Annotated in this window: 11 protein-coding genes; 6 read left to right on the forward strand and 5 right to left on the reverse strand. The window is 32.7% G+C overall.

Annotated features, from left to right (window positions below):
• Positions 1-32: 32 nt before the first annotated feature.
• Positions 33-2,444 carry a zinc-dependent metalloprotease gene (locus H526_RS0114500; protein WP_027393672.1) on the forward strand — a complete coding sequence of 804 codons (2,412 nt, stop codon included), beginning with the start codon at positions 33-35 and terminating at the stop codon, positions 2,442-2,444.
• 39 nt (positions 2,445-2,483) lie between these two features.
• Entirely contained in the window at positions 2,484-3,497 is a 1,014-nt protein-coding gene (locus H526_RS0114505) for a threonine aldolase family protein (RefSeq protein WP_027393673.1), read from the forward strand.
• A 52-nt stretch (positions 3,498-3,549) separates the two neighbouring features.
• On the opposite strand, the gene H526_RS0114510 is transcribed toward H526_RS0114505, so the two are convergent.
• Complete coding sequence (locus H526_RS0114510) at positions 3,550-3,870, reverse strand: YegP family protein (protein ID WP_027393674.1); 321 nt, start codon at positions 3,868-3,870, stop codon at positions 3,550-3,552.
• Between the two features lie 235 nt (positions 3,871-4,105).
• Here H526_RS0114510 and H526_RS0114515 point away from each other — a divergent pair, with 235 nt between their 5' ends.
• Positions 4,106-5,209, forward strand: coding sequence for an OmpA family protein (locus H526_RS0114515; RefSeq protein WP_027393675.1), 1,104 nt, complete (start codon positions 4,106-4,108; stop codon positions 5,207-5,209).
• A 69-nt stretch (positions 5,210-5,278) separates the two neighbouring features.
• Here H526_RS0114515 and H526_RS0114520 read toward each other — a convergent pair whose 3' ends face one another.
• The gene (locus H526_RS0114520) at positions 5,279-5,602 is read right to left on the reverse strand and encodes a YbaB/EbfC family nucleoid-associated protein (protein WP_027393676.1); all 324 of its coding nucleotides are present in this window, start codon (positions 5,600-5,602) and stop codon (positions 5,279-5,281) included.
• A 145-nt stretch (positions 5,603-5,747) separates the two neighbouring features.
• Between H526_RS0114520 and H526_RS0114525 the strand changes: the two genes are divergently transcribed.
• From H526_RS0114525 to capB, 3 genes are all read left to right on the forward strand, one after another.
• Positions 5,748-7,808 carry a S9 family peptidase gene (locus H526_RS0114525; RefSeq protein WP_027393677.1) on the forward strand — a complete coding sequence of 687 codons (2,061 nt, stop codon included), beginning with the start codon at positions 5,748-5,750 and terminating at the stop codon, positions 7,806-7,808.
• Positions 7,809-7,899: 91 nt separating this feature from the next.
• Positions 7,900-8,940 carry a cysteate synthase gene (capA, locus tag H526_RS0114530; protein ID WP_027393678.1) on the forward strand — a complete coding sequence of 347 codons (1,041 nt, stop codon included), beginning with the start codon at positions 7,900-7,902 and terminating at the stop codon, positions 8,938-8,940.
• A gap of 150 nt (positions 8,941-9,090) precedes the next feature.
• Positions 9,091-10,350, forward strand: a complete 1,260-nt coding sequence (capB, locus tag H526_RS0114535) for a cysteate-C-fatty acyltransferase (RefSeq protein ID WP_027393679.1) — start codon at positions 9,091-9,093, stop codon at positions 10,348-10,350.
• A gap of 66 nt (positions 10,351-10,416) precedes the next feature.
• On the opposite strand, the gene H526_RS0114540 is transcribed toward capB, so the two are convergent.
• The 3 genes from H526_RS0114540 to H526_RS0114550 form a co-directional block, all read right to left on the reverse strand.
• Positions 10,417-10,608 carry a hypothetical protein gene (locus tag H526_RS0114540; RefSeq protein WP_027393680.1) on the reverse strand — a complete coding sequence of 64 codons (192 nt, stop codon included), beginning with the start codon at positions 10,606-10,608 and terminating at the stop codon, positions 10,417-10,419.
• A gap of 122 nt (positions 10,609-10,730) precedes the next feature.
• Positions 10,731-11,849, reverse strand: a complete 1,119-nt coding sequence (locus H526_RS0114545) for a GNAT family N-acetyltransferase (protein WP_027393681.1) — start codon at positions 11,847-11,849, stop codon at positions 10,731-10,733.
• A gap of 379 nt (positions 11,850-12,228) precedes the next feature.
• A partial coding sequence (locus tag H526_RS0114550) for a RagB/SusD family nutrient uptake outer membrane protein (protein WP_027393682.1) occupies positions 12,229-13,119 on the reverse strand: 891 nt, incomplete at its 5' end.

Genomic DNA, 13,119 nt, shown 5'->3' on the forward strand with positions numbered 1-13,119 from the left:
AATGCTTTTGCAAATCACATAAATCATTTTCAATGAAAATAAATATCACCTGCTTATTTTTAGTAGTTAGTCACTTTCTTTCCGGACAGTTTTTAGAAAAACAAAAAGATTTGAAAACTTTTAAAGGTTATTTTAATTTTTACTACAATCAAAGTAAGGACGAAATATATCTAGAGGTAAATAAATTGGATTTAGATTTTTTATATGTTCATTCACTTGCTACCGGTTTAGGATCTAATGATATTGGTTTAGATAGAGGGCAGATCGGAGATGGAGTTATAGTAAAGTTTAAGAAGGCCGGAAATAAACTATTATTGGTACAACCTAATCAAAGATACAGAGCAATAACAGAAAATAAGTTAGAGAAAAAAAGTGTAGAGCAAGCATTTGCAAAGTCTGTTTTGTTTGGTTTTCCTATAAAAGAAAAAAAAGGAGATAGTTATATTATTGATTTAACACCTTTTTTATTGCAAGATACTCATGGGATTATAAATCGATTACAAGCTCAGAATGAAGGCTCTTATGGTATAGATAAATCGAAAAGTGCGTTGAGTTTAGAGAGAACAAAGGCTTTTCCTAAAAATATTGAGTTTGAAGCTTTGATAACATATAAAGGATCGCCTAAGCGTGGTAATATTTGGTCAGTAGCGCCTGATTCAAAACTGCTTACAGTAACGCAGCACCATTCTTTTGTAGAATTACCTGATAATAATTATAAGAAACGCAAATTTGATCCAAGAAGTGGAGCATTATCTATATCTTATTTAGACTATGCAACTCCAATACAAGAACCAATAGTTAAAAGATATATTAAAAGACATAGGTTAGAGAAAAAAAATCCTGAATTACCGATTAGTGAGGCAAAAGAACCTATTATTTATTATTTAGATCCTGGAACACCAGAACCAGTAAGATCTGCATTGTTAGAAGGTGCTAGATGGTGGAATCAAGCGTATGAGTCGATTGGTTTTAAAGATGCTTTTCAGGTGGAAATGCTTCCTGAAGATGCTGACCCAATGGATTTAAGATATAATATGATTCAATGGGTGCATAGATCTACAAGAGGATGGAGTTATGGAGCAAGTGTAGTGGACCCTAGAACTGGAGAAATATTGAAAGGTCATGTAAGTTTAGGTAGTTTAAGAATTCGTCAGGATTTTTTAATCGCTCAAGCGTTATCTGATAAACCATATGCAAACGGAGATAATGATTATCAACCAATGTTAGAAATGGCTTTGGCTAGAATTAGACAGTTATCCGCCCATGAAGTGGGACACACTATTGGATTTGCTCATAACTTTGCGGCTAGTTCAAGTGATAGAGCTTCCGTAATGGATTATCCCCACCCATTGATAAGAATAAATGATGATAAGATAGTTTTCTCTGAAGCTTACGATACTAAAATAGGTTCTTGGGATAAGGTAACAGTGGCATATAGCTATTCTGAATTTAAAGAAGATGCAGATGAAGAATCAACATTAAATAGAATTTTGGATAATGCTTATGCTTCTGGATTGCGTTTTATATCAGATAGTGATGCTAGACCGCAAGGGGGAGCTCATGGTTTAGCTCATTTATGGGATAATGGGAAAAATGCTTCTGCTGAATTAGAGAATCTCTTGTCAGTAAGAGCAAAAGCAATTGATAACTTTTCTAAAGATAATATAAGAACTGGTGAACCATATTCGGTTTTAGAAGATGTATTCGTTCCGCTATATTTTTTTCATAGATATCAAACAGAAGCGGCAGTAAAATTAGTAGGAGGACTAAATTATAATTATGCTATCAAAGGAGATCAACAAACAATTGTAGAAACTATTTCTGCAAAAGAACAGAAAGATGCCCTAGAACAAATATTAAAAACTTTGTCGCCGGAAGTATTAGCTATTCCAGAGGATAAACTAAAGTTGTTTCCTCCAAGAGCTTTTGGATATAATCGTACCAGAGAATCCTTCGGAAGTAAAACAGGAGTTGGATTCGATGCATTGAGTGCAGCTTCGACTGCAAGTGATATGAGTTTATCACTTTTGCTACATCCAGAAAGAATTTCTAGATTGATTCAACAAAAAAGCTTAGAATCCAATAGTTTAGGTGCTGAAGAAATGTTCGATAAAATTATTAATACAGTTTTTGAAACTGCATCCAAAAATAATTATCACAATGAAATTAGGTATGTTGTAAAAAATAATGTACTTAAACATTTAATGAATCTTACAAATAGTAAGAATACTTATCCGCAGGTGAATGCGGTTGCATTTGGAACTCTAAAGAAAATAAGAACTTTGCTTAATTCTGAAAAACAAAAAGGGGTAAATAAAATATATAATGATTATTATATAAAGCAAATTGATGATTTTATTTCTAGACCTGAAAAATTCAAAGCATTACCTTCGCCAAAAATCCCAGACGGATCTCCAATTGGAAGTTTTCAATGTAGTTTCTAAAAAAAACAGGTGTTAATAATAAAATAATTACAGTAGTACATGATAATAGACCTTAGAAGTGATACAGTCACTAAACCTACTCCAGAAATGCTTAATGAAATGATGAAAGCCGAGGTTGGTGATGATGTGTATAAGGAAGATCCAACGGTCAATGCTTTAGAAGAAAGGATAGCAACAATGTTTGGTATGGACAATGCACTGTTTTTTCCAACAGGAAGTATGGCTAACCAAGCAGCAATTAAAATGCATACGCAACCAGGAGAACAGTTAATCGCTGATAAGTATGCGCACGTATATAATTATGAGGGGGGAGGAGTGTCTTTCAATAGTGGAGTTTCTTGTAAATTAATTGATGGGCATAGAGGTATGATTACTACTAACCAGGTTTTAGAATCAATTAATCCGCCGGATTTTTACCACAGCCCTTTGACCAGTTTAGTGTGTTTAGAGAATACTACTAATAAAGGAGGAGGAGCTTGTTATAATTTTGAAGAAATAAAAAAAATAAAAAAGATTTGTGATGATCATAATTTGGGCTATCATTTAGATGGAGCAAGGTTATGGAATGCTTTGGTAGCTAAAAATGAAACTCCAAAGGATTATGGACAATTGTTTGATACTATTTCCGTATGCTTAAGCAAAGGACTAGGTGCTCCTATGGGATCTGTGTTGATTGGTAATGAAGAAATCATGCAAAAAGCAATTAGGATTAGAAAAGTTTTGGGCGGTGGTATGCGTCAAATAGGATATATGGCTGCAGCGGGATTATATGCTATTAATAATCATATAGATCGATTGCAAGAAGATCATAAAAAAGCTCAAGAGATTGGTAAAGTTCTAGAAAAATTGTCTTTTGTAACTAACGTAGAGCCAATAGATACCAATATTATTATATTTACTATTGATGGAAATGAAGAAGAATTTATTACAAAAATGGCGGAAAAAAATATTCATTTCTATGGAATGGGACAAGGTAAGTTAAGGTTTGTTACCCATTTAGATTATACTCAGAAAATGCATGAGTATTTTTTAGAAGAATTAAAAGCTATATAAAAAAAGCCACTCATAATAAATGAGTGGCTTTTTTATGTTTATTTAATAAACTCTATACCTCTTTAGTATCTGCGCCAGGAGCATTTTCTTTTACTGAGTTGATGCCATTTTCCATTCCAGATTCAGAAGAATACATCTGACTACTTCCTATAACCTGACCATTCATTGCTTTAAGATTAAAAAAGAACCTACCGTCTTTAGCAGTTTTTCTTTCATATCTACCATCTTCAGCAGCATTTTTTTGTACGGATGCAATTCCATTTACAGCTGCAGCTTTACTATTGTAAACCTCACTACTTAAAATTACTTGCCCATTTTTAGCTTTTAAAGTAAAATGGTAACTATTTCCCTCTTTATTTTTGAGTTCAAACATATTGTCGAGTTTTTTAAAGAATATTAGAATGATTTTGATAAAAATATAGAATAATACGCAGAAAGAAAAATAGATTAAAATTCAAATAAGTTTTTTTAAGCCTTTTATCGAGAAAAAAAACAGTACGTCGAAAAACGGATAGTTTTTCTAAATGATCATTTTAACATTTCCTTTTGATATATATAATTTCGTAACTTTAAGTGTAACATAATAATAACCACTAAATCATCAAAACATGAAAAATCGTTTTTTATTAGTACTTCTTGCAATCGCTGGAATTTCTGCTCAGGCTCAAGATTTGCCTGCTAACCCTGAACCAGGAAAGTGCTATGTACGTTGTACGACACCTGATGTTTACGAAAATCAGAATGTACAAGTTCAAATTACACCAGAGTATAGAAAGCTAAAAACTTATCCTGCTACTTTTGAGACAGTAACTGAAAAAGTATTAGTTAAAGAAGAATCAAAGAAGTTAACTGTAATACCTGCAAAATATAAAACAGAAACAGTAACTTTTATCAAAAAGCAAAAAGCATCTGCACTAAAAGTAATTCCTGCTAAATTCGGAACAGGAGCAGAAACGGTAGAAATTAAGCCAGCGTATGCTCAATGGGAGCTTGGATCTCCTGCACCTGATTGTGCATCAAGTAACCCTGATGACTGCCGCTACTGGTGTTATAAAGGATATCCTGCAGAGTTTACTACAGTTCCAATAAAAACATTAAGTAGTGATGCTACTACAACTAGTAATGCTATAGCTGAAAAATCAAGTTCTTATACAAAAAGAGTAGTTTCTGAGCCAGCTAGAACAATTGAAGAAGTTATACCAGCAGAATATGCTACAATAACTAAGACTGTTATGGTTAAAGATGCTTATTCTGAAGAAGTTGTAGTTCCTGCTACGTTTAAATCGGTAAGTAAAGAAGTGTTAACACAAAAGGGAGGATTAACTACTTGGAAAGAAGTAGAGTGTTCTTTAGTTGAGTATTCTGCATTACCAATTAATTGGAATCTAGGTAGTGCTACCTTAACTTCTCAAGCTAAGAGTATTATTGATACTAGGTTAATGCCGGTATTAGCAAATAACCCTGGAGCTAAAATGGAAATCGCTTCTCATACAGATGCTAGAGGTTCTAAATCAAGTAATAAGAGTCTTTCTGAAAGAAGAGCACAGGCCGTAGTTACTTATTTATTATCTAAAGGAATAAATGGAAGTCGTTTGGTAGCTAATGGTTACGGAGAAAACAGATTAAAAAATAGATGTGCAGATGGTGTTTCTTGTACAGAGCGTCAGCATGCAGCTAACCGTAGAACTGAGTTTAGATTAATTAATAACTAATAGGTTCTTTATTAATAAGCACAAAAAAAAGGAAGCAATTTGCTTCCTTTTTTTTGTGCTTATTATGTTTTATTTAAACATATCCAGACCAGGAATATCGGGCATTCCTTCTTTTGCTACTGCTGCTAATTCAGCTTCGTTTACAGAAGTTGCCTTGGCAATAGCTTTATTTAGTGTAAGAATTAAATAGTCTTCTAACTGCTCCTTATCATTTAGTAGCTCGTCGGCAATAGAAATACTTTTTATTTCTCTGTTAGCGGTTATTGTGACTTTAAGAAGATTATCAGTGCTGTTTTCGTCTACTAAAACAGTGTCTAGTCTTTTTTTTGTTTCTTCTACTTTTTTCTGGGTTTCTTTTAGTTTACCCATCATTCCCATCATATCTCCAAACATTGATATTTTTTTTAATGATTTATTAAGAACAAAATTACTGCTTTAACTGTTAATAAACTAAGAGATTATTGTGAAAACTCTATGAATTATATTGTTACTAACGATTACTTTTGCAACTTTGCGTAACTATTATAAATTAAATACTTTGGAGATAGAAGTTCAAAACCCAACTGCAGATATAAAAGCTACACATCTCGAAAAACATGGAGATATCCGTGTCGACAATTATTTTTGGCTTAATGATAAGGAAAATCCAGAAGTAATTGATTATTTAAAACGTGAGAACGATTACAACGATAGGGTGATGGGGCATACAAAAGATTTTCAAGAAAGTCTTTTTGAAGAAATGAAAGGACGTATTAAAGAAGATGACGCATCAGTGCCATATAAAATGAATGGGTATTGGTATATTACTAGATATGAGACAGGAAAGGATTATCCTATCTATTCTAGAAAAAAACACACCTTAGAAGCAAAAGAAGAAATATTATTTGATTGTAATGAAGAAGCAAAAGGACATGCTTATTTTAAAATGGTTGGACTAAATATAAGTCCAGATAATACATTAATTGCTTTTGGTACCGATACTTTAAGTAGAAGAAAGTATACAATTCGTATCAAAAATTTAGTGACTGGTGAGATATATCCAGAAGTAATTGAAACTACTTCTGGTGGAAGTACTTGGGCTGCCGACAGTAAAACTTTGTTTTACACTAAGAAAGATGAAGCTACTTTAAGATCACATAAAATTTTTAGACATAGCCTCGGTTCAAATTCATCAGAAGACGTAGAGATCTATGAGGAGAAAGATGATACCTTTAATACTTTTGTTTATAAAACAAAATCTAAACAGTATATAGTAATTGGATCTAGTAGCACATTAACATCAGAATACCATATTTTAAAAGCTGACGATCCAAATGGAGATTTTGTTGTTTTTCAGCCCAGAATTAGAGGGTTAGAATATGGTATAGCTCATTACAGTGGAGATTTTTATATATTGACAAATGCCGATGAAGCTAAAAACTTTAAGTTAATGAAGGTTTCTGAGAAGAATACCTTAAAAGAAAATTGGATAGACCTTATTCCTCATCGTAAAGATGTTTTATTAGAAGACGTCGATATTTTTAAAGATTATCTTGTTATAAGTGAAAGAAGTAATGGTTTGAATAAAATTAATATCAAAAGATGGGATGGCACAGATGATTATTACCTTCCTTTTGATAATGAAACATATACCTCCTATGTAAGTACAAATGTAGATTTCGATACTAAAGTTCTTAGATATGCATATAACTCTTTAACGACACCAAATTCGGTTATTGATTTTGATATGGAATCTAAAGAAAAAGAGGTAAAAAAGGAGCAAGAGGTTTTAGGAGGTAAGTTTGATAAAAGTAATTATGTATCAGAAAGAGTTTGGGCTACCGCTACTGATGGTACAAAAATACCGATATCTTTAGTCCATAAAAAAGGAATTAAAAAGGATGGAACTAATCCTTTGCTCCAATATGCTTATGGATCTTACGGTTCTACTATAGATCCGTATTTTTCAAGTGTTCGATTAAGTTTGTTAGATAGAGGATTTATTTATGCAATTTCTCATGTAAGAGGAGGAGAATATCTAGGACGTTCTTGGTACGAAGAAGGAAAACTTTTTAAAAAGAAAAATACGTTTACAGATTTTGTTGATTGTTCTAAATTTTTGATTTCGGAAGGGTATACTAATGTAAATCATCTTTATGCTATGGGAGGTTCCGCTGGAGGTTTATTGATGGGAGTTATTGTAAATATTGCTCCAGAATTATATAATGGAGTAGTTGCTGCTGTTCCTTTTGTTGATGTAGTAACCACGATGTTAGATGATAGTATTCCTTTAACCACAGGCGAGTATGATGAATGGGGTAATCCAAATAAAAAAGAATATTATGATTATATGAAGTCGTATTCTCCTTATGACAATGTTACAGCTCAGAATTATCCAAATATGTTGGTGACTACAGGTTTACATGATTCTCAGGTTCAGTACTGGGAACCAGCTAAATGGGTCGCTAAATTAAGAGAGTTAAAAACTGATAAAAACCTCCTGTTATTACATACTAATATGGAAGCAGGTCATGGAGGAGCCTCTGGAAGGTTTGCAGCTCTGAAGGAAGTTGCAGAAGAATATGCATTTTTATTAGATTTGGAAGGTATAAAGAATTAATTAAAAAAATTAACGTAACTTCGTAGCGTTTTTGTGACGGTTTGTAGACTCCCCTTTTTCAGTTCTATAAATTTGTTTAAAACACAACCTTATGAGAGAAGATATACAGGCTTATGATAATGTTTTAGAGCTTATAGGTGATACTCCACTTGTAAAATTAAACAGAATTATGAAAGGCTATCCAGGTAATTTCTATGCTAAAATAGAATCTTTTAACCCTGGGCATTCCACTAAAGATAGAATAGCACTTTATATTATAGAAGAAGCCGAAAAAAAAGGTATTCTAAAACCTGGTGATACCATTATAGAAACTACCAGTGGTAATACTGGTTTTAGTTTAGCGATGGTAAGTGTAATTAAAGGTTATGAATGCATACTTGCAGTTAGTTCAAAATCATCAAAAGATAAGATTGCCATGCTTAAAAACATGGGAGCTAAGGTTTATGTGTGTCCAGCACACGTTAGTGCGGATGATCCAAGATCTTATTACCAAGTAGCCAAAAGGCTTCACGAAGAAATACAAGGTTCAGTTTATATAAATCAATATTTTAATGAACTGAATATTGATGCTCATTATAACACAACAGGACCAGAAGTTTGGAACCAGACAAATGGAAATATTACCCACTTTGTGGCATGTTGTGGTACGGGCGGGACGATTTCTGGAACTGCAAAATACTTAAAGGAAAAGAATAGTGAAGTTCGAGTACTTGGTATCGATGCTTATGGTTCGGTATTAAAAAAATATCATGAAACTAGAGAGTTTGATGAAGAGGAAATTTATCCTTATCGAATTGAAGGTTTAGGTAAAAATCTAATACCAACTGCTACAGATTTTGATGTTATTGATAAGTTTGAAAAGGTAAGTGACGAAGATAGTGCGCATACGGCTAGAGAATTGGTGAAAACAGAAGGAATGTTTCTAGGATATACTAGTGGAGCAGCTATTCAAGGAGTAAAGCAATTAGCTGAACAAGGAGAATTTGACGAAAATAGTAATATAATTATTATTTTACCCGATCACGGATCTCGCTATATGAGCAAGGTTTTTAGTGATGAATGGATGACCGAACAAGGATTTTTTGATAGTGTTCATGAAGAGGATGCTACAAAAGTTCAGTTTATTAAGTAAAATTATTTAATGTAAAAATATGAGCATCTGATATTTTACAGGTGCTTTTTTTGTGAAAAAATAGGTAGAGGTAGTGATTTAGAATATAATTATGCAATCACATCAATTTTCTGTATTTTCGCAAACTTAAAGAAATCAAATTAGCGGTAGATGAGAGATTTATTTGATAAAATATACGAAGACAAAGGACCTTTAGGAAAATGGGCAGATCAGGCAGAAGGATATTTTGTTTTTCCTAAGTTAGAAGGGCCAATATCAAATAGAATGAAGTTTCAGGGTAGAGAAGTAGTTACCTGGAGTATCAATGATTATTTGGGGCTTGCTAATATGGAAGAAGTTCGTAAGGTTGATGCAGAAGCTGCAGCTGCTTATGGATCAGCATATCCAATGGGAGCTAGAATGATGAGTGGTCATACAGATTTGCATGAGCAATTACAAAATGAATTAGCTCAATTTGTAGATAAAGAAGCCGCTTATTTGTTAAATTTTGGATACCAAGGAATGGTATCTACTATTGATGCATTAGTAAGTAAAGATGATATTATAGTATATGATGTAGATGCACATGCGTGTATTATTGATGGTGTTAGATTACACCAAGGACAACGATATACGTATCGACATAATGATATTGAGAGCATAGAGAAAAATTTAATGAGAGCTACAAGAATGGCTCAAAAAACTGGAGGAGGAATTTTATTAATCTCTGAAGGTGTTTTCGGTATGCGAGGTGAGCAAGGAAGGTTGAAAGAAATAGTTGCGCTTAAGGAAAAATATAATTTCAGATTATTTGTGGATGACGCTCACGGTTTTGGTACTCTTGGAGCAACAGGTGCTGGAACAGGTGAGGAGCAAGGAGTGCAAGATGATATCGATGTCTACTTCGCTACATTTGCGAAATCAATGGCTAGTACAGGAGCATTTATAGCTGCTGATCAAGAGATAATTGATTATCTTAAGTACAATTTACGTTCTCAAATGTTTGCAAAATCCTTACAAATGCAATTAGTTGTAGGAGCGCTTAAGCGTTTGGATATGTTGCGAACAATGCCAGAATTAAAAGCGAAACTTTGGGAAAATGTAAACGCATTACAAAATGGTTTGCGTAATAGAGGTTTTGATTTAGGAACAACTCAGAGCTGTGTTACTCCTGTTTATTTAAAAGGGAGTATTCCTGAGGCAATGGCATTAGTTAAAGATCTAAGAGAAAACCATGGAATTTTTTGCTCGATAGTTGTATATCCGGTAATACCAAAGGGAATGATTTTATTAAGATTGATTCCCACGGCTTCTCACACTATGCAGGATATAGAAGATACATTAAATGCTTTTTCTGCGATAAGAGAAACATTGGAAAATGGTACTTATAAAAAGATGTCTGCGGCCCTAGCAGAAGCGATGGGAGAATAAAAATACCTTTAAATAGAATAAAAAAACAGCTACTCTTTTAAAGCAGCTGTTTTTTTATGATTTTTATTATCTACAATGATATTCAGGACCTTTAACGCATCTACCATTAACACAGGTACATCGTCCATCAATATTCGTAGAACAATCTAATGTCAATGGTCCAAAACTGCAAAATGGACTACTTCCTCCGTTGATAGATAATTTTTGTTGCTTTTTAAGTTCGCTAACTCCTTGTAAGTTTAAAATTTTTTTGATCATAATGTTATGGTTTTAGAGTAAAAATTAGTTGTCTAAAAATAACAGTATATCGGGGAAATAATAGTTTTTTTGTATTAAATGTTTGCTAAAAAAGATTTAATATAATTTAAGACTTGTTTTATCTATAGATTTTTTCGGTAAGTTCTGCGCATTTTGTGTTGCTCGTGCTCGTAATCATTCCATAAAGCTTGTATAGCTTTATTTTCTTCTAATTCGGGATTTGTTTCTACCATTTCTATACCATTACGTATAAATGTTTCATTCATTTCCTTGAAAATAAGAGCGGTAACTCCTTTGTTTTGATATTCGGGATCTACTCCGATAAGATAGAAAGCTGCAGTGTCATTTCTTCTTTGTGCTTTAAGAATATGCAAAAATTTTAAAGGATAAATTTTGCCATTCATCTTTTTTAAGGCTTTGGAAAAAGAAGGCATAACAATAGAAAAAGCAATTAATTTTCCATTTTTATCAGCTATACAGGTGATATATTCAGGATTTAAATATGGTAAGTATTTTTTCTTGTACATTTCAATCTGATACTGTTGTATCGGTACAAATGTTTGTAAACTACTATATGTTTTATTAAGTAAATCAAACATATCATCAGCATATTTTAAAAGTTCTTTACTTTTTTTGAACTTAAGTAATTGAAGTTGATAGCGTTCTTTGATTATTTTAGCGAACTTGATTACTTTATCTTTAGTTTCAGTAGGGACTTTTATTTTATATTCTACCCAAGTAGCTGCATCTTCGAAACCTAATTGTTCCATATGTTTTTGGTAATATGGATAATTATACCAAGTAATCATGGTATTAAGTTCTTCAAATCCTTTTATTAAAATACCTGCTTTATCCATATTGGAAAAACCAACAGGTCCTTCCATATACTCCAAATAATTTTGTTTACCAAAATCAACAACTTTTTCGAGAAGAGCTTTGGTTACTTCAAGATCATCTATAACATCAAACCATCCGAAACGGATTTTTGGCTTTTGTTGTTCTTTTACTTCAATCCAATTGATAATTGCCGCTATTCTTCCAACAATTTTATTGTTTTTATATGCAAGAAAATATTTAGCTACGGCATTTTTAAAAACAGGATTTTTAGCCGGATTCATTACATCTAACTCTTCTTTAATAATAGAAGGAACGTAATAGGGAGAGTCTTTATATAATTCAAAAGGAAACTTAACAAATGTAGTTAAATCTGCTTTAGAGGTAATTTCTTTAATCGTAATCATACAACTTCGCTAGTTCGTAACAAATATATAACCCTTTTGTCAAACATCTTAACGTAAACAGGTCATTTTAATAAATCAATCGATAACTTGATCATTATAATAGTTGACTGTAATGTTTTTCTAAAAAAAAATACTCCACTGATCAAACTAATGATCAATGGAGTAAAGGATACATAACAAACAATAATTTTACTTATTATTTATACACACACAACTTTAGTATCCAGGATTTTTACTAATTTTAATTAATTGCATTTATTTCACTAATTGAAGCTTTATAAACTAATTCGACGATGATTTTAAAAGGCTAATTCAATTCATCATTTATCAGATTATATGTCTTCATAGTGGTTATATATTTATAATATTGTGACTTTTATTAATACCCTGGGTTTTGCGGTTCTAAGTTTGGATTTCTAGCTAATTCTTCTGCTGGTAATGGGAATAAGTAATCTTGATTAGGGTCAAAGTTTGCTTTTTCTCCTTCTAACCCTGAAGCACTAAACACTTCACTACCAATTCTTCTTCTAGCGATATCATACCATCTTTTAAACTCAAATGCTAGTTCCCATTTACGTTCTTCTAATACGATGGTTCTAAAATCATCTTGTGATAATCCAGAAACATCCTCAGGGAAAGTAGCACCATTTCCACTTCTTGCTCTAGCTCTTACTCTATTTACATACTCGTGAGCTTCGCTTGATCCAGGATTTACTTCATTTAATGCTTCGGCTGCAATTAATAGCACCTCTGCATAGCGTATCATCATATAATTTGCTTCTGATCCTCTACCATTTCCGGTAGCAGTTGTTCCGATAGAACGAGTATACTTTGCAATATGTGGACGATTCACACCTCTACCAGCACCACTTTCTTTAAAAACAGTAAATGGTCGCTCTTCTAACGACTGAACTCCTGTAACAGGATCTGTGATATTAAAAACTCCTATGGTATCTAAACTCACTTGTTTTCTGTAATCTCTACCATCCCAAGTATTGTATACTTCTAAGGAAGGAACTCCTACAGACCAACCACCTCCAAGACCATATTGTTGATCATCTCTAAGTCCTGTTAATGCTGCTTGATAATCTCTTCCATCATCTCCATTGCTTGCCCCAATAAAATCCAATGTAAAAATTGGTTCTAAGGAAGTGTCTATTAGTGAAGAGTCAAATAGATCCTGAAAATCTGGTTCTAATCCTAGGTTATAGGTTCCTTCATTATCAATCACTCCTTTTGCTTGGTCATAGGCTTGTTGGTATTCACCCAT

Source organism: Aquimarina latercula DSM 2041 (assembly GCF_000430645.1).
Taxonomy (GTDB): domain Bacteria; phylum Bacteroidota; class Bacteroidia; order Flavobacteriales; family Flavobacteriaceae; genus Aquimarina; species Aquimarina latercula.